Annotated in this window: 26 protein-coding genes and 2 tRNA genes; 14 read left to right on the top strand and 14 right to left on the bottom strand. The window is 40.1% G+C overall.

Going from position 1 to position 23,266, the window contains the following annotated elements; genetic code table 11:
* Positions 1-115: 115 nt before the first annotated feature.
* The 6 genes from miaB to DPV97_RS00415 all read right to left on the bottom strand — a co-directional run bounded on the left by miaB (position 116) and on the right by DPV97_RS00415 (position 6,168).
* Positions 116-1,540 carry a tRNA (N6-isopentenyl adenosine(37)-C2)-methylthiotransferase MiaB gene (gene miaB / locus DPV97_RS00390; RefSeq protein WP_049371534.1) on the bottom strand — a complete coding sequence of 475 codons (1,425 nt, stop codon included), beginning with the start codon at positions 1,538-1,540 and terminating at the stop codon, positions 116-118.
* A gap of 150 nt (positions 1,541-1,690) precedes the next feature.
* Complete coding sequence (gene cpdA / locus DPV97_RS00395) at positions 1,691-2,515, bottom strand: 3',5'-cyclic-AMP phosphodiesterase (RefSeq protein WP_070714205.1); 825 nt, start codon at positions 2,513-2,515, stop codon at positions 1,691-1,693.
* The gene (gene nudF / locus DPV97_RS00400; RefSeq protein WP_070714202.1) at positions 2,508-3,146 is read right to left on the bottom strand and encodes an ADP-ribose diphosphatase; all 639 of its coding nucleotides are present in this window, start codon (positions 3,144-3,146) and stop codon (positions 2,508-2,510) included. Before nudF ends, cpdA begins: the two co-directional genes overlap by 8 nt.
* A gap of 160 nt (positions 3,147-3,306) precedes the next feature.
* Complete coding sequence (gene xseA, locus DPV97_RS00405; RefSeq protein WP_070714199.1) at positions 3,307-4,626, bottom strand: exodeoxyribonuclease VII large subunit; 1,320 nt, start codon at positions 4,624-4,626, stop codon at positions 3,307-3,309.
* Positions 4,626-5,837, bottom strand: coding sequence for a ribosomal protein uL16 3-hydroxylase (locus tag DPV97_RS00410; protein ID WP_070714196.1), 1,212 nt, complete (start codon positions 5,835-5,837; stop codon positions 4,626-4,628). Before DPV97_RS00410 ends, xseA begins: the two co-directional genes overlap by 1 nt.
* 4 nt (positions 5,838-5,841) lie before the next feature.
* Entirely contained in the window at positions 5,842-6,168 is a 327-nt protein-coding gene (locus tag DPV97_RS00415; RefSeq protein ID WP_049364381.1) for an RnfH family protein, read from the bottom strand.
* A gap of 80 nt (positions 6,169-6,248) precedes the next feature.
* On the opposite strand from DPV97_RS00415, the gene DPV97_RS00420 reads away from it, so the two are divergent.
* The 4 genes from DPV97_RS00420 to tesB all read left to right on the top strand — a co-directional run bounded on the left by DPV97_RS00420 (position 6,249) and on the right by tesB (position 9,387).
* Positions 6,249-6,665, top strand: a complete 417-nt coding sequence (locus DPV97_RS00420; RefSeq protein WP_070714194.1) for an EamA family transporter — start codon at positions 6,249-6,251, stop codon at positions 6,663-6,665.
* A gap of 60 nt (positions 6,666-6,725) precedes the next feature.
* Complete coding sequence (gene pth, locus DPV97_RS00425) at positions 6,726-7,310, top strand: aminoacyl-tRNA hydrolase (RefSeq protein WP_070714190.1); 585 nt, start codon at positions 6,726-6,728, stop codon at positions 7,308-7,310.
* Positions 7,311-7,377: 67 nt separating this feature from the next.
* Positions 7,378-8,469 (top strand): redox-regulated ATPase YchF, encoded by a 1,092-nt coding sequence (ychF, locus tag DPV97_RS00430; protein WP_070714187.1) that lies wholly within the window; start codon positions 7,378-7,380, stop codon positions 8,467-8,469.
* Between the two features lie 57 nt (positions 8,470-8,526).
* Positions 8,527-9,387 (top strand): acyl-CoA thioesterase II, encoded by an 861-nt coding sequence (gene tesB, locus DPV97_RS00435; RefSeq protein ID WP_070714183.1) that lies wholly within the window; start codon positions 8,527-8,529, stop codon positions 9,385-9,387.
* Between the two features lie 24 nt (positions 9,388-9,411).
* Here tesB and rnhA read toward each other — a convergent pair whose 3' ends face one another.
* Positions 9,412-9,873 (bottom strand): ribonuclease HI, encoded by a 462-nt coding sequence (gene rnhA, locus DPV97_RS00440; protein ID WP_070714179.1) that lies wholly within the window; start codon positions 9,871-9,873, stop codon positions 9,412-9,414.
* 59 nt (positions 9,874-9,932) lie between these two features.
* On the opposite strand from rnhA, the gene dnaQ reads away from it, so the two are divergent.
* The 4 genes from dnaQ (at position 9,933) to der (ending at position 12,596) form a co-directional block, all read left to right on the top strand.
* Positions 9,933-10,694, top strand: coding sequence for a DNA polymerase III subunit epsilon (gene dnaQ / locus DPV97_RS00445; protein WP_070714176.1), 762 nt, complete (start codon positions 9,933-9,935; stop codon positions 10,692-10,694).
* An 87-nt stretch (positions 10,695-10,781) separates the two neighbouring features.
* Positions 10,782-10,858, top strand: a tRNA-Asp gene (locus DPV97_RS00450).
* Between the two features lie 27 nt (positions 10,859-10,885).
* A tRNA-Asp gene (locus DPV97_RS00455) sits at positions 10,886-10,962 on the top strand.
* Between the two features lie 113 nt (positions 10,963-11,075).
* A complete protein-coding gene (gene der, locus DPV97_RS00460; RefSeq protein WP_070714174.1) occupies positions 11,076-12,596 on the top strand; it encodes a ribosome biogenesis GTPase Der in 1,521 nt (506 codons plus the stop codon).
* A 67-nt stretch (positions 12,597-12,663) separates the two neighbouring features.
* Here der and hpt read toward each other — a convergent pair whose 3' ends face one another.
* Together hpt and pmbA are read right to left on the bottom strand one after the other, a co-directional pair.
* On the bottom strand, positions 12,664-13,203 hold the full coding sequence (hpt, locus tag DPV97_RS00465) for a hypoxanthine phosphoribosyltransferase (RefSeq protein ID WP_070714171.1): 540 nt from the start codon (positions 13,201-13,203) through the stop codon (positions 12,664-12,666).
* 201 nt (positions 13,204-13,404) lie between these two features.
* Positions 13,405-14,760, bottom strand: coding sequence for a metalloprotease PmbA (pmbA, locus tag DPV97_RS00470; RefSeq protein ID WP_070714167.1), 1,356 nt, complete (start codon positions 14,758-14,760; stop codon positions 13,405-13,407).
* 88 nt (positions 14,761-14,848) lie between these two features.
* On the opposite strand from pmbA, the gene yjgA reads away from it, so the two are divergent.
* From yjgA to rapZ, 6 genes are all read left to right on the top strand, one after another.
* Positions 14,849-15,385 (top strand): ribosome biogenesis factor YjgA, encoded by a 537-nt coding sequence (gene yjgA / locus DPV97_RS00475; protein ID WP_070714164.1) that lies wholly within the window; start codon positions 14,849-14,851, stop codon positions 15,383-15,385.
* Between the two features lie 81 nt (positions 15,386-15,466).
* Positions 15,467-16,075, top strand: a complete 609-nt coding sequence (gene lptC, locus DPV97_RS00480; protein ID WP_111382833.1) for an LPS export ABC transporter periplasmic protein LptC — start codon at positions 15,467-15,469, stop codon at positions 16,073-16,075.
* Positions 16,056-16,574: a lipopolysaccharide transport periplasmic protein LptA gene (gene lptA, locus DPV97_RS00485; protein ID WP_070714158.1), complete on the top strand. Its 519-nt coding sequence runs from the start codon at positions 16,056-16,058 to the stop codon at positions 16,572-16,574. Before lptC ends, lptA begins: the two co-directional genes overlap by 20 nt.
* Positions 16,575-16,577: 3 nt before the next feature.
* The gene (lptB, locus tag DPV97_RS00490; protein ID WP_070714156.1) at positions 16,578-17,303 is read left to right on the top strand and encodes an LPS export ABC transporter ATP-binding protein; all 726 of its coding nucleotides are present in this window, start codon (positions 16,578-16,580) and stop codon (positions 17,301-17,303) included.
* A 3-nt stretch (positions 17,304-17,306) separates the two neighbouring features.
* Positions 17,307-17,825, top strand: coding sequence for a PTS IIA-like nitrogen regulatory protein PtsN (gene ptsN, locus DPV97_RS00495; protein WP_070714153.1), 519 nt, complete (start codon positions 17,307-17,309; stop codon positions 17,823-17,825).
* A gap of 31 nt (positions 17,826-17,856) precedes the next feature.
* The gene (gene rapZ / locus DPV97_RS00500) at positions 17,857-18,714 is read left to right on the top strand and encodes an RNase adapter RapZ (RefSeq protein WP_049381709.1); all 858 of its coding nucleotides are present in this window, start codon (positions 17,857-17,859) and stop codon (positions 18,712-18,714) included.
* Between the two features lie 40 nt (positions 18,715-18,754).
* On the opposite strand, the gene DPV97_RS00505 is transcribed toward rapZ, so the two are convergent.
* The 5 genes from DPV97_RS00505 to DPV97_RS00520 all read right to left on the bottom strand — a co-directional run bounded on the left by DPV97_RS00505 (position 18,755) and on the right by DPV97_RS00520 (position 23,236).
* Positions 18,755-19,435: a M15 family metallopeptidase gene (locus DPV97_RS00505; protein ID WP_049381708.1), complete on the bottom strand. Its 681-nt coding sequence runs from the start codon at positions 19,433-19,435 to the stop codon at positions 18,755-18,757.
* A 1-nt stretch (position 19,436) separates the two neighbouring features.
* Complete coding sequence (gene dapE / locus DPV97_RS00510) at positions 19,437-20,570, bottom strand: succinyl-diaminopimelate desuccinylase (RefSeq protein ID WP_070714151.1); 1,134 nt, start codon at positions 20,568-20,570, stop codon at positions 19,437-19,439.
* Between the two features lie 118 nt (positions 20,571-20,688).
* The gene (locus DPV97_RS09620) at positions 20,689-21,867 is read right to left on the bottom strand and encodes a TonB-dependent receptor domain-containing protein (RefSeq protein WP_243585029.1); all 1,179 of its coding nucleotides are present in this window, start codon (positions 21,865-21,867) and stop codon (positions 20,689-20,691) included.
* The gene (locus tag DPV97_RS09625) at positions 21,780-22,643 is read right to left on the bottom strand and encodes a TonB-dependent receptor plug domain-containing protein (protein ID WP_243585031.1); all 864 of its coding nucleotides are present in this window, start codon (positions 22,641-22,643) and stop codon (positions 21,780-21,782) included. Before DPV97_RS09625 ends, DPV97_RS09620 begins: the two co-directional genes overlap by 88 nt.
* Positions 22,644-22,891: 248 nt before the next feature.
* Entirely contained in the window at positions 22,892-23,236 is a 345-nt protein-coding gene (locus DPV97_RS00520) for an ArsC family reductase (protein WP_070714148.1), read from the bottom strand.
* Positions 23,237-23,266 lie beyond the last annotated feature (30 nt).

Here is a 23,266-nt window from a genome sequence, read left to right on the forward strand (position 1 = left end):
AGGTGTTTTTTTATGTCTAAAATTTAGGATAAAGACTTTCCTACTCTCTTTTCTAAAAAACACATAAAAAAATAACCGCACTTTCGTACGGTTACTTACCTATATTCTTAAATGATTAGCCGTGATAACGTCCTACGCCTAATTCATCTTCTTTACGAGTACGGTTCATCACTTCTTGTGGCGATTGTGCAATACGTAATCCCATTTGATCTTCAGTACGCACTACTTCACCACGTAGAGAATTAGTATAAACATCTGTAATCTTGATATCGACAAACTTACCAATCATATCTGGGGAGCCTTGGAAATTCACAATACGGTTGTTTTCAGTACGTCCTGTTAATTCCATAATATCTTTCTTAGACGGCCCTTCCACCAACACGCGTTGTTCCGTGCCAAGCATACGACGGCTATATTGCGCGGCTTGTTGGTTGATGCGCTCTTGTAAAAGATAGAGACGTTGTTTTTTCTCTTCTTCGGTTACATCATCTGGCATATCTGCTGCAGGTGTACCTGGACGCGCAGAATAGATAAAGCTAAAGCTCATATCAAAATTTACTTGCGCAATTAGATTCATGGTTTGTTCAAACTCTTCATTGGTTTCACCTGGGAAACCCACAATGAAATCTGAGCTAATTTGAATATTTGGACGCACGGCACGTAATTTACGAATGATCGATTTATATTCTAACGCGGTATGACCACGTTTCATCATAGTTAAAATACGGTCTGAACCAGCTTGTACCGGTAAGTGTACGAAGTCCACCAACTCAGGCGTGTCGCGATACACGTCAATAATATCGTCAGTAAATTCGATTGGGTGACTGGTGGTAAAACGTAAACGGTCGATACCGTCAATAGATGCTACTAAACGCAATAATTCCGCAAATGTACAGATACCACCATCAAATGTCGGGCCACGATATGCGTTTACGTTTTGGCCTAATAAATTGATTTCACGTACACCTTGATCGGCTAACTGCGCAATTTCAAATAATACATCATCAACAGGACGGCTGACTTCTTCACCACGGGTATAAGGCACCACGCAGTAAGTACAATATTTATTACAACCTTCCATAATAGACACAAACGCAGTTGGACCTTCTGCGCGAGGTTCTGGTAAGCGGTCAAATTTCTCAATTTCAGGGAAACTCACATCCACCACCGAACTTTTACCACCACGGATTTGGTTAATCATTTCAGGCAAACGATGTAAAGTTTGCGGACCAAATACGATATCTACGTAAGGTGCACGATGACGAATATGCTCACCTTCTTGTGATGCTACACAACCACCCACACCAATCACTAGATTTGGATTTTGTTTTTTTAATTCTTTCCAACGACCTAATTGATGGAACACTTTTTCTTGCGCTTTTTCACGGATAGAACAGGTGTTAAGAAGCAACACATCGGCTTCTTCTGGAATATCAGTTAATTCTAAACCATGAGTATTTAAAAGAAGATCGGCCATTTTTGATGAATCGTATTCATTCATCTGACAGCCCCATGTTTTAATATGTAATTTTTGCGTCATATTGCTTAAAAATAAAGATTAGTTAAAAGATAAAATTGGTCGGCTATTGTACAGATTTGTGGGAATTCTGGCTAGTGTAAAATGGACTTTTACCCATTTCGGTATAGAAAAAGTGCGGTTAAAATCACCTGAATTTTAACCGCACTTTGTTTAGTATCCTTCTTCCTCCATATTTGGCAGGAACGTTTTGTGTTTGATTCTCTTCACTCTCGTTTCAATTCGCCCATCTGGATATAGCTCAATTTCACGCCAACCTGGTTGTAAGGTATCTAAAGCAAAATGATTACTGTCTGGCTTAAATTGAATACAAGTCGCAGGCGTTGCCATAGTTTGATAACCTTGCCAATAGCCATCGACTTCTTGATGAATATGACCGTATAAAATCCCTTTTACATTGTTGAATTGAGACAAAATCTCTGAGAATTCATGAGCATTACGTAAGTTATGCTGATCAAGCCATGCTGAATTTGTTGGCAATAAATGGTGATGCAATACAACTAAGCTATGACGTGCTGGATTTTCGGCTAATTTCATTTTTAACCAATCTAGCTGATAAGCACTCAATTCGCCATGAGGCGCAGTAGAAACTTGGCTATCTAACAAAATCACTTGCCAATGTTTGCCAAGAAGTAAATGTTTTGATGCGTTAATAGGTGATTGGCTTAAATGCTCGACCATTTTAGGTTGAAAATCATGGTTACCTGGAAGCCAAAATACTGATTTATTTAACGGTTTAACCATTTCGACAAATCGTAGATAGCCTTCGTCGCTACTATCTTGTACCAAATCACCTGTCGCAAGCACGACATCATAATCAAAAGACTCTGTCTGAATTTCTTTTAACACCTGAGAAAAGCTTTCGTGCGTGTTGATACCTAATAAGTCTTTGCTTGTATCCTTAAACAAATGAGGATCGGTGATTTGTAATAATTTGACGATCTCACTTGCAGGCTCGCATTCAAATGTATTATTCATGGGACTCCTCTTGCCAGCGTTGCTGCAATTGGGCGTAATTTAATTGAAGCCATTGCAAGCCCATTACTGCAATGCCATTATCAATTTTGCCATCACACATCCATTGATAGGCTTGCTCACGTTTCACCACATGAACACGGATGTCTTCATTCTCTTCAGCTAAACCATGAATACCTTTGGCTTGCGAGCTATCTACTCGACCGACAAACAAATGAATGCGTTCGACGACACCGCCCGGGCTATCCCATACACTTAAACAATGAGTAAGATCTTGAACTGAGACACCCGCTTCTTCTTCACTTTCGCGCAAAGCCACTTCTTCAGGTTGTTCCCCCGCTTCTACCATGCCGGCGATCAATTCTAATAACCAAGGGGAACGAGCTGATTCAGGTTGATATGCACCAATACGTACTTGCTCAACTAAAACTACAGCATCTTCTTCCGGATCGTAAGCAATCACTGCAGAAGCGGCACCTTTGACTAATAATTCACGTGTCACCACGCCACTTTCACCACCAGCAAAAAGCTTATGTCTAAACTGTACTTTCTTAAGTGTAAAAAAACCTTTATAAACAGTTTCTTCATTAAGAACTTCTATATCATGCTGACTAAACTGTTGAATTTCTGACATCATTACTCTCCTAGTATCGAGGTCGCATAATACTCCCATAAAAAAATAAAAAAAACTGAACCCTCTGTTTTTTTGTTGAAACTTTGAAGCTGGTCACAAAAAAGAAAACCGATGATAATTTCTTATTCATCCATAGGTTTACATTAAGAATCCAGTTGAATTAACAAACGCGGCTGATTATTTCCCCGTCAGCTACCTTTGTTTTAATCGTATCGCCTGTTTTGACTTGTTTCACACTCAAAATGGCATGTCCTTTGACATCTTCCGCAATGGAATATCCTCGCGCTAACACTTTCAATGGGCTTAACCCATCTAACTTGCCACACAATGTCGCCAATTTATTTTGACGTTCCGTGACTTGACGATTCGCCCCTAAATTTAACCGCACTTGTAACTGAGCTAAATATTGGGATTGTTTTTGCAATCGATAAGGCAACGGATTTTGTTTTAAGCGCGCGGAAAGTGCGGTCAATTTTTGCTGCGTTTTATCCATTTGGCGCTGCATCGCTAACAAGAGACGATGATGTAATTGCGCCGTTTTGGCTTTCTGCATCAATAATTGATTTTGCGGATGTTGGTTTTGCAGGCGTAAACGTAGCTGTTGTAAACGTTGTTGTTGATGACTAAAAATACGATCTAACGCCATCTCTAAATGCTGTTGTTTATAGGCTAACTGTTGAAGTAATTCCTGCTGATTACGACTTACTAACTCCGCCGCTGCAGACGGTGTCGGTGCACGTAAATCAGCCACAAAATCGGCAATGGTGACATCGGTTTCATGACCTACCGCGCTGATAATCGGTAAATTTGAACGAAAAATCGCACGTGCTACTTCTTCTTCATTAAAACACCAAAGATCTTCTAAAGAACCACCACCACGGCTGACAATCAATACATCCACTTCTTGACGCGCATTGGCGAGCTCAATCATTTGGACGATTTCAGCCATTGCTTCTTTGCCTTGCACTGCCGTTGGATAAATCACCACTTTTAAACTGGGATCGCGGCGAGCCAAAATATGCAGAATATCTTGTAAAGCCGCGCCTGTAGAAGACGTAATAATGCCCACTGCTTTGGCAAAGTCTGGCAAGCTTTTCTTCAGGTTTTGTGCAAACAATCCTTCAGCCGCCAATTTCATTTTTAGCGCTTCAAATTGCTGTTGCAATAATCCTTCGCCAGCAGGGTGCATGGATTCAATAATCAGCTGATAATCACCGCGAGGCTCATATAAACTGACATTCGCCCGCACCAAGACTTGCATGCCGTTTTGCGGACGAAACCCTACTCGCAAATTTTTCATGCGGAACATCGCACCGCGAACTTGGGCATTTTCATCTTTCAGCGTTAAATACCAATGCCCCGACACAGGTTGAGTAAAATTAGAAATCTCCCCTGTAAGCCAAATCTGTGAAAAATTCCCTTCCAACATTTGGCGGGTTGCGCTGTTAAGCTGGGAAACGGAGTAAATGTTTTCAGACATTATTCAATCAACACCCAACCATCATCTAGCCAGTTACAAATCGAATCGAGCAATAATTCCATCGTGCTTTCAAGATCTTCTGTATCATTCACTAAATTATTTAAGAATGCCCAATCTAGCGCTTCACCATCGGAAAGGCGTTTCAACACTTCCGCTTCAATGACATTCACCTCATCTAACCATTCGCCATTAGCATAAATGCGGAGTGGATTTTCGGTGTAAAGCAATTTGCAGTTATTGTCCTGCATTAATACACCTTGTTCCTCTTCTAAAATTGATCGCACTTCGTCAGGATCGGACATCTCATCGGATACTAACATTTCATAACGACGTGAGCTCACTGTACTAGCTACTGCTTGTTTGAACAAGACATCAAAGGCTTCTGACTCTGCCAATTTCGCTAAGAATTGTTTTTTCATTGCCTGAATATTTTCATCTGCCAATTTGCCCGTACGCTGCTCTGATTGCGTTAAGCGTAACGGTAATTGGAATTCGCTTAAATTCAATTCAGGATCTTGATGACAAAACGCTTTATTCACGTTATCGAAAATGTCTGCTAAATTCGGGTAAAGCAAACCGAAAGAAAAGGTCAAGCAATCATCTTCTGCCACACCGTAATGTGACATACGAGCTGGAATATAAAGAATATCACCTGGGTTCATCACTTCATCAATCACCAATTCACCCATATCGTCAAAAATACGAATCGGCTGATTCGGTTTAAATTCAGTGGATGAATCACACCATTTGCCTAACTGCCAACGACGGTGACCATAGCCTTGCACCAAGAACACATCATATTCGTCATAATGCTTACCAACGGAACCGCCTTTAGGTGCATAAGACACCATAATATCGTCGCGTTGCCATTGTGGGATAAAGCCAAATTTATTCCAAAGCTGACCGAGTTCAGTACTCCATTGTTCTAAATTTTGGACAAGCACCGACCATTTCTCGGGTACATCCGCAAAATCTTCTTCAGATAACGGACTAAAAAATACTTTCCAATTATCATCTGAAAAAGTTTTCACTAAACGTGCGGTCACATCTTCGCCTTGTGCTAATTCGATGATATCGTCAGGCTCAAATTGACCCACAATTTCAGGCAAACCATTACGAATAATTAATGGTTTTTTCTGCCAATAATCACGCAGGAAAATTTCAGGGGTAATGCCATCAGGCAGACAATATTGGTTGGAAAGTGCGGTCATTTTTTTACTCCTTTTCCTGTTTTTCTTGTTGAGCTTTTTCTTGTGCGGCTTTGGCTTGCTCTGCTGCACGTTTACGACGAATCTCTTTAGGATCGGCTAATAATGGACGGTAAATTTCAATACGATCGCCGTCTTTTAATTGATCGTTTAGTTTTGCTGGACGGGAATAAATCCCCACTTTATTTTCACGCAAATCGATCTCGGTAAATTGTTGCAAAATGCCCGATTGCAAAATAGCCGTTTGGATCATTGTGCCTTCATCCACTTTGAAGGATTTCAAATAATAGCGATCCGGCAAGGCATAGGCGATTTCAATATTAATTTGGTTCATATCTTATTCTGTCTTGATGAGTTTTCCGTTATTATAGCGGAAAAGTGCGCTCAATATTAACGATAAAATAGGAACACATCATGAATTGGGTATTTTTTGCTATTGGTTCAGCCTTTTTCGCTGGACTTACCGCTATTTTAGGCAAATTAGGGGTTGAAGGCATTAATAGCAACCTTGCGACTTTTATCCGTACGATTGTGGTTTTACTCGTTACAGCAGGTATCATTAGCTCACGTAACGAATGGCAACTGCCACAACATATTACTGCAAAACCGTTTACCTTTTTAATTCTTTCTGGTGTTGCTACGGGCCTATCTTGGCTTTGTTATTATCGTGCCTTGCAAATGGCGCCCGCCTCTTGGGTTGCGCCCATTGATAAACTCAGTGTGGTCATTGCCATTATTTTAGGCGTAGTTTTGTTAGGAGAACCCTTAAGCATAAAATTAATCATAGGAAGTCTATTAATTCTCTCAGGTGTTTTAGTCTTAGCCTTATAGATTGAGAAATTAGCCCTTTTTCGCTACAATACGCCACTATTTTTATTCAAGCAGAAAACTATGTCTGAAATTAAACTCATCGTGGGGCTGGGAAACCCTGGCGATAAATATGCGGAAACCCGCCACAATGCAGGTGAATGGCTGATTGAGCGTTTGGCTCGTCGCTTTAATGTTTCGCTTAATGCAGAAAATAAATTCTTTGGTTACGTAGGAAAAACGCTAATTAATGGCCAAGAAGTGCGTTTTTTAGTGCCAACCACGTTTATGAATTTAAGCGGAAAAGCCGTAGGTGCACTTGCTAATTTTTATCGCATCAAACCAGAAGAAATTTTAGTGCTACACGATGAATTAGATTTACCGCCAGGCACCGTAAAATTAAAACAAGGTGGTGGACATGGCGGACATAATGGTTTAAAAGATATCATGGCTCAGCTTGGTAACAGCAACAATTTCTATCGTTTACGCATTGGCATTGGCCATCCTGGACACCGTGATTTAGTTTCAGGTTTTGTGCTTAACAAACCCTCGCCTGCAGAAAGAGAAGCTCTCGATAAAGCGTTAGATGAAGCTACCGATTGCATTGAATTGCTTTTCAAAGAAGGCATGGTGAAAGCCACCAATCGCTTAAACAGTTTCAAAATTTAACTCAAAAGTGCGGTGAAAAAACATCATAAATTTTAACCGCACTTACGCTAACAATAAGGAAAACATCATGGGATTTAAATGTGGTATCGTTGGTTTGCCAAACGTCGGTAAATCTACCCTTTTTAATGCATTAACCAAAGCCGGGATCGAAGCGGCAAACTATCCGTTCTGTACAATCGAGCCAAATACTGGCGTGGTACCAATGCCGGATCCGCGTTTAGATGCGTTAGCGGAAATCGTTAAACCTGAGCGCGTATTACCCACCACCATGGAGTTTGTAGATATCGCTGGTTTGGTTGCAGGTGCAAGTAAAGGTGAAGGCTTAGGTAATAAATTCTTAGCTAACATCCGTGAAACTGATGCAATTGGTCATGTTGTTCGTTGTTTTGAAAATGATGACATCGTGCACGTTGCGGGTAAGATCGATCCATTAAGCGATATCGAAACCATCAATACCGAATTAGCCCTTGCTGACTTAGACAGCTGTGAACGTGCAATCCAACGTTTACAAAAACGTGCAAAAGGTGGCGATAAAGACGCAAAATTTGAGCTGTCTGTGATGGAAAAAATTCTTCCTGTACTTTCTGAAGCAGGCATGATTCGTTCTGTTGAGTTAGATAAAGATGAATTATTAGCAATTAAAAGCTATAACTTCCTCACATTAAAACCAACCATGTACATTGCGAACGTAAATGAAGACGGTTTTGAAAATAATCCGTATTTAGACAAAGTACGTGAGTTTGCAGAAAAAGAAGGCTCTGTAGTGGTGCCTGTATGTGCGGCGATTGAAGCGGAAATTGCTGAACTTGATGATGATGAAAAAATCGAATTCTTACAAGACCTTGGCATTGAAGAACCAGGCTTAAACCGTGTAATTCGTGCAGGTTATGCCTTATTAAATCTTCAAACCTACTTCACTGCAGGCGTGAAAGAAGTGCGTGCATGGACGGTTTCTGTGGGTTCAACCGCCCCTAAAGCTGCGGCTGTAATCCACACAGACTTTGAAAAAGGCTTCATCCGAGCAGAAGTCATTGCTTACGATGACTTCATCCAATTCAAAGGTGAAAACGGAGCAAAAGAAGCTGGTAAATGGCGCTTAGAAGGTAAAGACTACATCGTGCAAGATGGTGATGTCATGCACTTCCGCTTTAACGTATAAAAACACTTCAGACCGCATAACTATGCGGTCTTTTTGTATTTATAAAAGGAAAAAACAATGTCGGATAAATTAAATCAACTCATCGAATTGTTAAAATTAGAAAAAATTGATGATCTTATCTTTCGCGGAGCCAGTGAAGACTTAGGTTTTCGCCAAGTGTTTGGCGGTCAGGTTGTGGCGCAATCTCTTTCAGCTGCGATGCAAGTTGCCCCGCCTGAGCGTGTACTCCATTCTTGCCATGCTTACTTTTTAGCACCTGGCGACAGTCAACACCCGATTATTTATGATGTGGAAACCTTACGTGAAGGACGCAACTTCTCTGCATTACGCGTAAAAGCCATTCAACATAAAAATGTGATTTGTCATGTCACTGCTTCATTTCAAGTACCCGAAGAAGGCTTTGACCACCAATCAACCATGCCGCAAGTACCAGGCCCGGAACAATGCATTGATGAACACGAAATCATGTTAAAAGTGGCGCAAACTTTGCCTGAAAGCTTGAGTGAAAAATTTGCCCAAGAACGACCATTTCAGATTCATAGCCGATATTTGAACAATCCATTTGATGGTCGAAAACTGCCGCCAGAACAATATGCTTGGTTTAAAACCAATGGAGAGGCACCATTAGATTTGCAGACGCAACAATGTCTCTTAGCGTATTTTTCTGATTTCCACTGTATTTTGACCGCACTTCATCCACATGGGAAAGGCTTTTTACAAAAAGGGATGAAAGTGGCTACAATCGACCATAGTATTTGGTTCCACCGCCCTTTCAATTTAAATAATTGGCACTTACATGCCATTGAAAGTAGCAATGCTTTTGCGGGACGAGGTTTAGCGAGAGGACAAATTTTTGCTGCAGATGGCACATTAATTGCCACCACACAGCAGGAAGGGTTAATTCGTTATCAAGAATAACCGCACTTTAAAACCAGGTGCAGACTACCCTTCGTAACCGATATCTTCGAAGGTTGGGTTTTCTGCGCCTTGTTTCGCTAATTCATCACAAATTTCATTTTCACGATGGCCGGAATGGCCTTTCACCCACTGCCACTCAATGTTATGGGTTTGAATTGCCTGATCTAACGCAATCCATAAATCCTGATTTTTTACTGCTTTGCCCGTACTCGCTTTCCAATTGTTTTTCTTCCAATTGTAAATCCATTGTGTGATGCCATTTTTCATATATTGGCTATCGCTATAAAGCGTCACATGGCAAGGCTCTTTTAAGCTATTTAAAGCCTCAATCACTGCTCGTAATTCCATGCGATTATTGGTGGTTTTGAAATACCCTTTTGAAATATGTTTTTCATGCTGTTTATAGCGCAGGACAATCCCTATGCCACCGGCTCCCGGATTGCCGAGACAAGATCCATCCGTAAAAATTTCAATCTGTTTTTGCATAACTAATTCGAGCTTGTGTAAAATAGGAAGTATTTTAAAGGAAACAAATAGGTAGAACAATGATAAATCCGGATCGCCAAATTGTACTGGATACTGAAACCACCGGTATGAACCAAATTGGTGCGCATTACGAAGGACATTGCATTATTGAAATTGGCGCGGTGGAAATGATCAACCGTAAATATACGGGTAATAATTTTCACATTTATATCAAGCCGGATCGTTTAGTTGATCCTGATGCTATTAAAGTTCACGGTATTACGGATGAAATGCTGGCGGATAAACCGGATTTCAAAACGATTGCACAAGACTTTATTGAATACATCCGTGGTGCCGAACTACTGATTCACAACGCCCCCTTCGACGTGGGCTTTATGGACTATGAATTCCGTAAACTTGGGTTAGATATCAAAACAACCGACATTTGCCTGGTCACCGATACGTTGCAAATGGCGCGCCAAATGTATCCTGGAAAACGTAATAGCTTAGATGCGTTGTGTGATCGTTTAGGTATTGATAACAGCAAACGAACACTCCACGGTGCGTTGCTGGATGCGGAGATTTTAGCCGACGTTTATTTGTCCATGACGGGAGGGCAAACCAGCCTATTTGATGAAGAGCATGAGGATAGTTCAATTATCCAAACGACAGCCAATGTTCAAGATCTTCAATGTGCGGTCAATTTTTCGCAAAATTTAAAAGTGTTACAACCCACCGATGATGAACTCCAAGCTCATTTAAATTTCATTAAATTGGTCAATAAAAAAAGCGACGGCAAATGTTTTTGGTCTATTCGTACGGGTGACGAAACCTCACATTAATCGGTTATCTATTAATCAGATAGACATAAAAAAGAAAAAAAAGATTGACGGTTTTAACGTTCATCATTATTATACCCAGCAATTAGCGGAGTGGTAGTTCAGCTGGTTAGAATACCTGCCTGTCACGCAGGGGGTCGCGGGTTCGAGTCCCGTCCATTCCGCCAATTTAAAACTTGTCTTAATATACTCACGGAGTGGTAGTTCAGCTGGTTAGAATACCTGCCTGTCACGCAGGGGGTCGCGGGTTCGAGTCCCGTCCATTCCGCCAATTAAGCCGAGATAATGAAGCACCAGAAGGTGCTTTTTTTTATGCCCGAATTTTACCTACCAGCCAACATTCGCTATAATTAACCAAATTTACACTTTACAGAGATATTTTTTATGACAACTCCTGTCGTTGCCTTAGTGGGTCGCCCAAACGTAGGTAAATCCACCCTATTCAACCGTTTAACCCGTACCCGCGATGCGCTTGTAGCTGACTTCCCTGGTTTAACCCGAGATCGTAAATACGGTCATGCCAATATTTCTGGCTATGATTTCATTGTGATCGATACCGGCGGTATCGATGGCACTGAAGAAGGCGTTGAAGAAAAAATGGCAGAACAATCCTTATTAGCGATTGAAGAAGCCGATGTGGTGCTTTTCTTAGTGGATGCGCGTGCAGGTTTAACGGCTGCAGACATTGGCATTGCCAATTACTTACGCCAACGTACTAATAAAACAACCGTGGTTGTAGCAAATAAAACTGACGGTATTGATGCAGACTCACACTGTGCGGAATTTTATCAATTAGGCTTAGGTGAAATTGAACAAATCGCCGCATCACAAGGCCGTGGCGTGACTCAATTAATGGAGCAAGTACTTGCACCTTTAGCGGAAAAATTACAAGAAAATGAAGCGGAAAATGACCGCACTTCTGATGAAGAAGAAAAAGATGAATGGGATCACGAATTTGACTTCGATTCAGAGGAAGATACTTCATTAATTGATGAAGCATTAGACGAAGAGCTTGGAGAAGAACAAGATAAAAATATCAAAATTGCGATTGTAGGCCGTCCAAACGTCGGTAAATCCACATTAACCAATCGTATTTTAGGTGAAGATCGCGTGGTGGTTTACGATATGCCTGGCACAACACGTGACAGTATCTACATTCCAATGGAACGCGATGGGCAACAATACACCTTGATTGATACAGCGGGTGTGCGTAAACGTGGTAAAGTGCATTTAGCCGTTGAGAAATTCTCTGTCATCAAAACATTACAAGCGATTCAAGATGCAAACGTGGTGTTACTCACAATTGATGCGCGTGAAAATATTTCAGACCAAGATCTCTCTCTACTTGGCTTTATCTTAAATGCAGGACGCTCACTCGTGATCGTCGTGAATAAATGGGATGGCTTAGATCAAGATGTGAAAGATCGCGTCAAATCTGAATTAGATCGCCGTCTTGATTTCATCGACTTTGCCCGTGTGCATTTTATTTCTGCTTTACACGGCAGTGGCGTGGGTAATCTTTTTGATTCGATTAAAGAAGCTTATGCTTGTGCGACGCAAAAAATGACGACGTCCCTTCTCACCCGTATTTTACAAATGGCAACGGATGAGCATCAACCACCAATGATTGGCGGCCGTCGTATTAAATTAAAATACGCTCACCCAGGTGGCTATAATCCACCAATTATCGTGGTGCATGGTAACCAAATGGATAAATTACCGGATTCATACAAACGTTATTTATCTAATTATTATCGTAAGAGTTTAAAAATTATTGGTTCGCCAATTCGCTTGCTATTCCAAGAAGGTTCAAACCCATTCGCGGGTAGAAAAAATAAACTCACACCAAACCAATTACGTAAACGTAAACGCTTGATGAAGTTTATCAAAAAAGCAAAACGCTAATCTTAACAAACAAAGAGCGGTCAAAAATCACTGTGAATTTTGACCGCTCTTTTTATTGAAAAATAAATTATTCGTCTATAACGACTTTGCCAATATAGCCTAGATTACGATAACGTTGAGCGTAATCAATACCATAGCCGACAACAAATTCATCCGGAATAGAAAAACCAATCCATTCAACCAGTACTTCCACTTCTCGGCGAGAAGGTTTATCTAATAAGGTACAAATTGCCAAGCTTGCAGGATCGCGTAAATTTAAAATGCCACGTACTTTTTCGAGGGTATAACCTGTATCAATGATGTCCTCAACAATCAGCACGTGTTCATTACGAATATCGCCCTCGAGATCTTTCGAAATTTTAACATCGTGATTACTTGTCATCCCTGCACCATAACTTGATGTGGTCATAAACTCTACTTCTACCGGTAATTTTAATTCACGCACGAGATCGGCCATGAACATAAATGAACCACGTAAAAGCCCAACAACAATCAGTTTATCAATGGCTTGTTGTTGATAAAAATGCGTAATTTCTGCGCCAAGTTCAGTAATGCGGCTACGAACGTCCGCTTCTGAAATTAAAATATCGACGTGGTGTTTTTTCATGGTCTTTCCTTTTAATTTAATCGTTTGCGTATTCTACAATAAAAAAGGCTGAAGTTTAAACCTTCAGCCTTTTTAACCCTAACGAATTTACTTTCTACTCTACCTGTTGGAGCAATCTGCAATCGCTGCTAAACAGATGTGCGTATAGTAGCAGAAAGAAATTATATGTCAATAAGAATTATTATCATTTTAAGTAATTTATTAATTTCCTGAAATTTTCATCTTATCTAACAAGATTGAACCTGTTTGAATATTGGAACGATGTTCAACATCATCTGCTACTGCCACAATATTTTTTAACATATCCTGCAATTGACCAGCAATGGTAATTTCAGCAACTGGATATTGGATTTCACCATTCTCCACCCAGAAGCCTGCTGCGCCACGGGAATAATCCCCCGTCACAATATTTACGCCTTGCCCCATGACCTCTGTCACCAATAAACCGGTGCCCATTTGGCGTAAAAGTGCGGTCAATCCACCCGTTAAAGTTGGTTTCACGAGCCAGTTGTGAATACCACCTGCATGACCAGTACTTTGCATGCCCATTTTTCTACCACTGTAACTGGTGAGCAAATAGGTTTGCAATACGCCATCTTGAATAATTTCAAGATCCTGTGTTCGTACCCCTTCGCTATCAAAAGGTGTAGAGGCTAAACGTTTTAACAAATGCGGACGCTCACTAATTTGGAACCAATCTGGCAACACTTGTTTTCCAAGATGATCGAGCAAGAAACTGGATTTACGATATAAGCTGCCTCCACTAATCGCTCCCGTTAAATGGGAGATTAATCCTGTTGCCACATCATTTAAGAAAATCACTGGCACTTCACGTGTCGTTAATTTTTGTGGATTTAAACGCGCAATCACTTTTTTCGCACAATTCTGCCCTACCCAATCCGCTGAAGAAAGCTCATCAAACTCACGTGAAACCGTATATTCGTAATCATTTTCAAGTTGATCTAGCTCGCCACCAATCACCGAACAAGATAAAGAATAGCGGCTAGATAAGTAACTTTGTAGCATGCCATGTGTATTACCATAAACACGCACACCGGTATGCGAATTAAAGCTTGCGCCATTACTATTCACAATTTTATCATCGTATTCCAAAGCCGCGTTTTCAGCTTCTAAAGCTAATTTCGTAGCCTGTTCGACATCAACACTTGCCCCATGATAAAGCGCTAAGTCAGGTGCTTCAAAAGCCATTAGTTCTTTATCCGCTAGCCCTGTACAATCATCTGGCGAGGTATATTTTGCAATAGCAAGCGCTGCTTCAACGGTATTTTTAATGGCTTCATCGCTTAAGTCTGAGGTAGACGCATTGCCTTTTTGTTGGCCTAAATAAACAGAAATACCTAATGCCCCATCATTAGTAAATTCAACATTTTCAATCTCTTGCAGACGGGTTGAAACCGATAAACCACTCACTTTTGTCACACCGACTTCAGCGGTTGCCCCCGCTTTCTGCGCGGTTTCAATCGCAAAACTGACTGCATCACGCAATGTTTGCTCTTGAGATTTTAAAAGTGCGGTTAAATTTTCTGCTGTTTTCATAATGATAATCCTATTAAAAATTTGCGCCATTTTATCTTATTTTGAAAGTTTATGCTAAAATGCACCAAATTTTTCATAAGGTAATAGAATGGCAAAACGTAAGAAAAAAGAAGCCTTTGATTGGGAAGATGAAGACCAAGAAGAGATTATTTGGGTAAGTAAAAGTGAAATCAAACGCGACGCTGAGGATTTAAAACAGCTCGGCGAGAAATTGGTGAACTTAACCAAAGCAAATCTGACTAAGGTTCCACTAGACGATAGCTTGAAAGATGCCATTGGATTAGCGCAACGCCTGCAAAAAGAGGCGCGTCGTCGCCAATTACAATATATCGGTAAGCTCTTACGCTCAATTGATGCAGAGCCTATTCGTGAAGCTTTAGAAAAAATTGAAAACAAACATAATCAGCAGCAAGCGATGTTGCATAAATTGGAAATCTTACGTGATGAGTTGGTTGCGAAAGGTGATGTGGCACTGACTGATTTGTTAAATGAGCATCCTTCTGCAGATCGCCAACAATTACGTAATTTGATTCGTGCAGCACAAAAAGAAAAGGAACAAAATAAGCCGTCAAAAGCTTATCGCGAGATTTATCAGATCTTAAAAACACTCATTTTAGAAGACTAAAATACAGCTATTTTTGACCGCACTTTGTGTCAAAAAAGTGCTATGATTGGTTACCCTTTTAAGAAGGAAAGAACGTTATTTATGAATATTCGTTGGAATATTATTTTAGGTGTCATCGCCCTGGCTTTATTAGGCTGGTATTATTCGCTTAATCAAGATCATAGCGATTTACAAAGCCTCATTAAAAAGCCTGATAGCCCAGAATACGTCGGCAATAAAATGGAAACTACCGTATTCTCGCCTGAAGGTAAAAAGCAATATCTCGCGATTTCCGACAAAGTGGAATATTACACACAAGACGGTCATACGGATTTTATTTCGCCGTTAGTCTATCTTTTTGATGTCTCTTTAGATAATAAAGACAAAGAAGTGAAAACCGATAAAATTCAATTAGAAAAACAAAATTGGAAGCTTAGCGCGAAAAAGGCAAAATTAACAAAAGATCAAATGCTCTATCTTGAAGGCGGTGTAGTTGCCGAGAGCCTTGATCCTTTATCTCGCCTGCAACGCGTTGAGACCGAAGCGGCAGTGATTAATTTAAAAACACAAGACATTACTTCCGATACACAAGTAAAAATTAACGGATTAAACTTTAACTCAAGTGGATTAAAGTTGGTCGGAAATTTACGTCAGCAAGTTGCAACTCTAAAGGAACAGGTAAAAACATATTATGAAATCAACAAACAATAAAATTCTGCTTTTAACAGCGTTAATGATGACTTCCTTATCTGCTTTTGCGTTAAAAGACGATACCAATAAACCGATTAATATTGTCTCAGATAATCAATCTTTAGATATGGAAAACAGCGTGGTAACCTTTACGGATAACGTTGTGATTACACAAGGTTCCATTTTGATTAAAGCCAATAAAGTGGTCATTACTCGTCCGCCAGAAAATTCAGGTAAAAAAGAAACTGTTGAGGCTTTTGGCACCCCTGTTACCTTCCACCAACAACTTGATGACGGTAAACCGGTTGATGGTAAAGCGAATAATGTTCACTACGATTTAGGCACAGAATTCTTAACATTAACCGGTAAAGCTGAATTAAAACAATTAGATAGCAAAATTAACGGTGAACGCATCACTTATGATGTGAAAAAACAGCAGTTAAAAGCCAATGGTAATGGAAAATCACGAGTACAAACCGTCTTAATTCCAACCCAATTACAACAAAAAGGTAAAAAATAACAGATGTCTGTATTACAAGCTGAATTCCTCGCAAAAAGCTATAAAAGCCGAAAAGTGGTTTCTGATGTGAGTTTAACCGTAAACTCCAATGAAATTGTTGGCTTACTTGGTCCAAATGGTGCAGGTAAAACCACTACTTTCTACATGGTCGTCGGTTTAGTGCGTCACGATCAGGGAAAAATCACCATTGATGGAGATGATATTAGCGTATTGCCTATGCATGAACGTGCACGCCAAGGAATTGGCTATTTACCTCAAGAAGCCTCTATTTTCCGCCGTTTAACGGTGTATGAAAATCTTATGGCGGTATTAGAAATTCGTAAAGATCTCACTGCAGAACAACGCAGAGAGAGAGCGGATGAGTTAATTGATGAGTTCAATATTAGTCATATTCGTGATAGCCTGGGACAATCGCTTTCTGGTGGTGAACGTCGTCGAGTAGAAATTGCGCGCGCCTTAGCTGCAAATCCAAAATTTATTTTATTAGATGAACCTTTTGCGGGGGTGGATCCTATTTCGGTCACGGATATTAAGAAAATCATCACGGATCTCCGTAATCGTGGCTTAGGCGTGTTAATTACTGACCATAACGTACGCGAAACCCTTGATGTTTGTGAACGCGCTTACATTGTTGGTGAAGGGAAAATTATCGCGACCGGCACACCAGAAAAAGTCATGAATGATGAGCACGTTAAACGTGTCTATTTAGGCGAACAATTTAAACTATAACCTATGAAATTTACGACATTGCTCTCCCCTGATGATATTCGTCAGGGGGTTGCTTTTTCTAGCAAGAAACGATTATTTGAATCTATTGCCGCGTTCGTTGTGGAAAAACTTCACTGCGAAAATGGTGAACAGGCTTGTTTTGAATGTTTATTTGAACGGGAAAAATTAGGTAATTCAGGATTAGGCAATGGTGTTGCTATGCCTAAAGCCAAGTTACCTACTACGGTCTCAGATAAGATCCTAACGGTATTTATGCAATTAGAAACGCCTGTCGAATATGATGCGGCTGATAATAAACCCGTGGATATCGTTTTTGCAGTGCTCGTACCCGAAAATCACTGCCAAGAATATATTCCTGTTCTGGCAGAACTCAACAAAAAATTAACTGATAAAAACTTAATTAAACAACTTCGTTCAGCACAAAATGCGGATGAAATTTGGCAAATTTTTGAATGTGCCGATCATTCAGAGGAATCTGAGGATGACACAAATTTAGATAATATTGAACCTCAAGAGGTATAACCTAACCTACCAACCATAAGGAATCACGCAGATGGAAATTATTATTATCAGCGGTCGCTCCGGAGCTGGGAAATCTGTCGCATTACGAGCCTTGGAAGATATGGGCTATTATTGCGTGGATAACCTTCCTCTCAATTTACTTCCTCAACTCACGCAGATTCTTGCTAACACTCAATCGGCTGTTGCAATCAGCCTTGATATTCGAAATCTTCCTCATTCCAGTGCTGATTTAGACAAAATTTTGACTGATATTCAAGCCTCTTATTCCGTCAAAATCATCTTTCTAGACAGCGATCGTAGTACACTTATTCGCCGTTACAGCGATTCACGTCGTCTTCATCCGCTTTCAGCTCAAGATCTCCCACTTGAATCAGCGATTGATTTAGAATATCAGCAACTTGAGCCTTTAATTCAACATGCTAATTTTATTATTGATACTGCACCACTTTCGACTCATGCGTTATCTGAACGTTTAAGAGAAGTTTTACGTGGTAATACGGATAAAGAACTTAAGATAGTGGTTGAGTCATTCGGCTTTAAATATGGTATTCCACTTGATGCTGATTATGTCTTTGATGTGCGTTTTCTACCTAACCCGCACTGGAACCCAGAACTGCGCCCAATGACGGGGCTTGATGAACCTGTTGCACAATTTTTACTTGCACATGATGAAGTGAATAATTTTATCTACCAAACACGCAATTACATTGAAACGTGGTTACCGATGTTAGAGCAAAATAACCGAAGCTATCTCACTATTGCCATCGGCTGTACAGGAGGTAAACATCGTTCTGTTTACATTGCTCAACAAATTGGTGAATATTTCCAAGCCAAAGGCAAGAATGTGAAAATTCAACATAAATCCTTGGAAAAGAATAAAAAGAATTAATCAAACCATAAAAAAACGCAGCGACTTGCTGCGTTTTTTGTTAAACCACATACTGCTCAAAAATCTCTGACAAATGCGTAATTAACGTTTCTTTTCCAGCCACGGTTTCATGCTGCCAAACCTGCAATAACACATCTGGCGTAAATAATCGTGAGGCCTGCTCTGCCAACGGTAAATAGCTAATATGCCAAGGCTCTCGGCCTATTTTTTTACCTTCTGGTTGGCTGATAAATGGCAAAGCAAAATCAAAGTGCGGTAGATTTTCAGTGAGAAATTCACTTAACTCAAAGAAATAGCCACCGCGTTCATATTCCCAAGGTTCAAGTTGTAAAGATTGACCTTGCGGCAAAAGATCAGGATCAAAAATATCGATTTCTGTTCCCCAATGATGACGACTTCCCCCAGGAAGCGCTGACCAACGTAAAATGGCTTGTGCTTTTTGCCAATCATCGAACGACGTTAAATCTAATGGATTTCCCGCATCATCATGCACTTTGCGTTCGCCGTTAAATTTACCGTTCCAAATGAGTTGTTGACGTTCAAAATCACGAAAGCTACTCGCAGGTTGCAAATTAAAGCCATTTTTGACCGCACTTTGCTGCAATCCTTGAAACGCTTTCATTGCCTCTGCTTGCAAAAAATGATTCGGAGAATGAGGTGTAGGCAAATTGATCAAATGTTCACGAGATTTGCCAGTTAACATTTCAGGCGTTAATTTCATCTTACTTGTCCAATAAATTCACTAACATTTGATGATAAATCTGACCGCACTTGGCAAGATCATCTACACTGACACATTCATTTACTTTATGAATCGTCGCATTAAGTGGCCCAAATTCCACTACTTCAGCCCCCATTAACGCAATAAAACGTCCGTCAGAGGTACCACCGCCTGTTTCTGCTTGTGGTGTAATACCAGTTGTTTGCTCAATTGCCGTCGTTAACGCATCTAATAATTTGCCCGGTTTCGTCAAAAATGGTTTACCCGATAAATTCCAATCAATACGGTATTTCAAACCATGCTTTTCGAGCATTTCTGCCACTTTCTGCTTAATGCTTTCATCAGTCACTTCTGTACAATAACGTAAATTGAATTGCACATAAAGCTCACCAGGGATGACATTATTACTCCCTGTACCTGCATGAATATTCGCAATTTGCAAACTGGTCGGCGGGAAAAATTCGTTGCCGTTATCCCATGGATATGTGGTTAATTCCTGTAAGAACGGCGCTGCTTTATGGATTGGGTTTTCCGCTAAATGAGGATAAGCCACATGACCTTGAATGCCTTGAATGTAGAGGTTACCTGTAATCGAACCCCGACGACCATTTTTGACTACATCGCCTAATGTTTTTGAACTAGACGGCTCACCTACCATGCAATAAGTAATTTTCTCACCGCGCGCCATTAATGTCTCGACAACACGTACCGTACCATCTTTCGCAACGGCCTCTTCATCAGAAGTAATCAACAAAGCAATCGTGCCTTTATGATTAGGATTAGCTTTTACATATTCTTCCACCGCCACAATCATTGCTGCTAATGAGCCTTTCATATCTGCCGCACCACGACCATAAAGCATATCATCCACAATTTCGGCAGAAAACGGCAGATAAGTCCATTGTGTTTCATCTCCGGTCGGTACCACATCGGTATGCCCAGCAAAGGCGATGACTGGCTCACCACTACCATGCTTCGCCCATAAATTTAACGTATCGTTGAAAGGCATCCATTCAATTTGAAAGCCGCGTTTTTCCAAACGTTCCGCAATTAGTTGCTGACAGCCCTCATCATTTGGGCTAATAGAGAGGCGACGAATTAATGCTTGTGCAAGCTCAATAGTTTTTTGTTTCATAATATTCAGTGACGACTAAAAGTGCGCTCTAATTTAACAAAATTTTCCTTCAATTTAAATCTGTTCAAATAAAAAACGGACAAACTCGTTATCCGTTTTTATTAGTTTATGAAGAATACTAGAATTGAACTTGCAAACGTAACCAATATTGACGTCCTGGCTCATTCACTCGAACAGTTTGAAGTCCCGCTGAAGGATCAGTACCTTTACTCACAAACTCAGCATAGGATTTATTAAATAAGTTATCAATTCCGCCCTGCAAAGTGGCATATTTATTAATTTTCCACCCTGTATTAAAGGATAACGTTCCAAAGCCTGCTGAAGCACCAATGTCTTGCCCAATAATGTTGCCTTGTCCCGCTGTATAGCGTTTTTGAGCCGAAACCACTCGCCATAATATTCCCGCGCTCAAGGTTTCATTATCCCAAGTTAATGAGTTTTTCCATTCTAATGGCGGGGTTTGAGCGAGTGGACGGTCGTCCGTGCGATTTTTACCATAAGTATAAGCAAGACTACTACCGATTTCCCAGTGACGAGCAAATCTCCATTTGCCTTCAATTTCGCCGCCTAATCGGGTTGCCTTGATATTACTAGCTGAGACATTTTTACCCACTCGTTCTAACATAATAAAATCGTGAACATCACTACCAAATAACGATACAGAAAAATCAAAGGCATCATTTTTCCAAATTAATCCCGTATCAATTTGGCGGTTTTGCTCTTTATCTAAAACTTGACTTGCACGGCGTTCCCAATAATCTGGCGCTCGCTCTGCAATCCCTACACCGGCATAATATTTAATGCCATTGATTTCTTCTTCCCAACGGAAGAAACCTGAATGTAAACCATACGTATGGTTTTTATTTGGGGGATTTGCCATTAAAGTGTCGTATTCAGCTTTGACTTCATCATAACGATAACCAGAAATAAACTTACGACTATCACTTGCCGTCCAGGCCCCCTCAACAAATCCACCCCATTGAGTAAAGTTTTGCTGTGGTTGATAAGGTTTATGCGTGTAACCTTCCCCCTTCATTTCCATACGCGCAAGGTGTTTGTCGCGCATATAATCAATGCCAATCTGTAAATTAATATCCGGCCAATCAAAGGTTGCTTTCAAATGCCCTGTGTTGGTTTCACGTTTTGGATTCATCGCTTTTTTAACTTGATTTCCCATCATGCTTAAATAACGCATACTATAAGTATCCATCACATGATCAATCTTACTTTGACCGTAGCGTAATTCAAGTTCAGTGAACCACGGTGTAATATTTTGTTGTACAAACGTATATTCCATGCATCACGATCAAACTTACTCCCATCCATCATTCGATCCGCATAAGCCGCTTCGCCTCGACTACGTTCATAAGTTCCGGTCAATAAAGTGTTTTCTGTCGGAGTGAAACCAAGCTGTAACATTTGATTACGACGCTCAAAAGAAGAATGAACGCGATTACCATCACCATCTTTGTAATTACCTGCTTCATTATGTGACACACTGGTACGTAAATAACCATATTTGCCACCCGCCATCGCATCAAAATAAGCATCACGACGTTTATTTCCACCAAGGGTTACACTGCCATTTAAATAAGTGTTTTGCGTATCAAATTCAGGTTCTTTACGAACAAAATGTACGGCTCCAGCCACTAGACCTGTGCCTTGTGTTACTGTTTGAGGTCCTTTAGTAACAACGACTTCATCATAAGCTGATGGGAAAATATAGGCTGTTGGCGGATCCATTCGGTTGCTACACCCACCATAAATGAATTGGTCGTCTGCTTGAATATTCAAGCGAGAACCACCTAACCCGCGAAATAATGGATCACCCGAACTCCCACCTTTACGAATCACGCTCATATTTGCCACAGAGTGCAATAAATCTGCACCATCACCAGCAGGTAAAGGTTGAAGTGTTGTTTTAGGATTAAGTTTGACTGAATTAGTATTTGTCTGAGTAACACCTGTTACCACAATGGGATCCAATAATGTTACAGACTGTATATCCTCAGCAAAAGCATTAGATATAAAAAATGAAAGAGGAAGGAGGGCAAAATAAGATTTATTATGCATAATCAATCCTTTGCTTGGCAATTAATTAAGAAAATTTACAATTCAATCATATAAAAAACTCCAAACAAATAACCAACAGCTATGAAATATTTATCACATCAATGATTGAACTTGCAATAACATTATAATGAATCTTATTCTTATTAAAAACAAAAGGCAAGGTCAAAAATTGACATTTTGCGATACATTTATATCAGCTTAATAACAATACTTCAGATAGAACGCTAAAACCTATTTACTAATCTATTTTATCTAAATGCTAAATCATACTCTTCTTCATCATATCCAATCAATGCCTTACCATCTTGTAAAATAATCGGGCGTTTGATTAACGTTGGATTTTCAGCTAATACGGAAAGAGCGGTGGATTTCGAGAGTGTATTTTTCACATTTTCATCAAGATTACGCCAAGTTGTGCTACGTTTATTGACTAAATTTTCCCAACCAAATTGTGCTTCTGCTTGTTGTAAAAATTGAGTATCTAATCCATCAACTCGGTAATCATGTAATTTATATTCAATATTATGTTCAGTTAACCACTTCAATGCTTTTTTCACTGTATCACAGTTTTTAATGCCATAAACAATAATCATATTCTCACCTCTAAAAATAAAAAATCCCCG

Source organism: Haemophilus parainfluenzae (genome assembly GCF_003253005.1).
In the GTDB taxonomy this organism is placed as follows: Bacteria; Pseudomonadota; Gammaproteobacteria; order Enterobacterales; family Pasteurellaceae; genus Haemophilus_D; species Haemophilus_D parainfluenzae_M.

Coding starts and splice junctions, on each gene's coding strand:
- pmbA (WP_070714167.1), bottom strand. CDS start 14,760: ATGAAAACAGCAGAAAATTTAACCGCACTTTTAAAATCTCAAGAGCAA.
- dnaQ (WP_070714176.1), top strand. CDS start 9,933: ATGATAAATCCGGATCGCCAAATTGTACTGGATACTGAAACCACCGGT.
- lptB (WP_070714156.1), top strand. CDS start 16,578: ATGTCTGTATTACAAGCTGAATTCCTCGCAAAAAGCTATAAAAGCCGA.
- lptC (WP_111382833.1), top strand. CDS start 15,467: ATGAATATTCGTTGGAATATTATTTTAGGTGTCATCGCCCTGGCTTTA.
- DPV97_RS00410 (WP_070714196.1), bottom strand. CDS start 5,837: ATGACCGCACTTTCCAACCAATATTGTCTGCCTGATGGCATTACCCCT.
- tesB (WP_070714183.1), top strand. CDS start 8,527: ATGTCGGATAAATTAAATCAACTCATCGAATTGTTAAAATTAGAAAAA.
- dapE (WP_070714151.1), bottom strand. CDS start 20,570: ATGAAACAAAAAACTATTGAGCTTGCACAAGCATTAATTCGTCGCCTC.
- nudF (WP_070714202.1), bottom strand. CDS start 3,146: ATGTCAGAAATTCAACAGTTTAGTCAGCATGATATAGAAGTTCTTAAT.
- lptA (WP_070714158.1), top strand. CDS start 16,056: ATGAAATCAACAAACAATAAAATTCTGCTTTTAACAGCGTTAATGATG.
- rapZ (WP_049381709.1), top strand. CDS start 17,857: ATGGAAATTATTATTATCAGCGGTCGCTCCGGAGCTGGGAAATCTGTC.
- DPV97_RS00420 (WP_070714194.1), top strand. CDS start 6,249: ATGAATTGGGTATTTTTTGCTATTGGTTCAGCCTTTTTCGCTGGACTT.
- miaB (WP_049371534.1), bottom strand. CDS start 1,540: ATGACGCAAAAATTACATATTAAAACATGGGGCTGTCAGATGAATGAA.
- DPV97_RS09620 (WP_243585029.1), bottom strand. CDS start 21,867: ATGGAATATACGTTTGTACAACAAAATATTACACCGTGGTTCACTGAA.
- pth (WP_070714190.1), top strand. CDS start 6,726: ATGTCTGAAATTAAACTCATCGTGGGGCTGGGAAACCCTGGCGATAAA.
- DPV97_RS09625 (WP_243585031.1), bottom strand. CDS start 22,643: ATGCATAATAAATCTTATTTTGCCCTCCTTCCTCTTTCATTTTTTATA.
- der (WP_070714174.1), top strand. CDS start 11,076: ATGACAACTCCTGTCGTTGCCTTAGTGGGTCGCCCAAACGTAGGTAAA.
- rnhA (WP_070714179.1), bottom strand. CDS start 9,873: ATGCAAAAACAGATTGAAATTTTTACGGATGGATCTTGTCTCGGCAAT.
- cpdA (WP_070714205.1), bottom strand. CDS start 2,515: ATGAATAATACATTTGAATGCGAGCCTGCAAGTGAGATCGTCAAATTA.
- xseA (WP_070714199.1), bottom strand. CDS start 4,626: ATGTCTGAAAACATTTACTCCGTTTCCCAGCTTAACAGCGCAACCCGC.
- ptsN (WP_070714153.1), top strand. CDS start 17,307: ATGAAATTTACGACATTGCTCTCCCCTGATGATATTCGTCAGGGGGTT.
- hpt (WP_070714171.1), bottom strand. CDS start 13,203: ATGAAAAAACACCACGTCGATATTTTAATTTCAGAAGCGGACGTTCGT.
- DPV97_RS00520 (WP_070714148.1), bottom strand. CDS start 23,236: ATGATTATTGTTTATGGCATTAAAAACTGTGATACAGTGAAAAAAGCA.
- yjgA (WP_070714164.1), top strand. CDS start 14,849: ATGGCAAAACGTAAGAAAAAAGAAGCCTTTGATTGGGAAGATGAAGAC.
- DPV97_RS00415 (WP_049364381.1), bottom strand. CDS start 6,168: ATGAACCAAATTAATATTGAAATCGCCTATGCCTTGCCGGATCGCTAT.
- DPV97_RS00505 (WP_049381708.1), bottom strand. CDS start 19,435: ATGAAATTAACGCCTGAAATGTTAACTGGCAAATCTCGTGAACATTTG.
- ychF (WP_070714187.1), top strand. CDS start 7,378: ATGGGATTTAAATGTGGTATCGTTGGTTTGCCAAACGTCGGTAAATCT.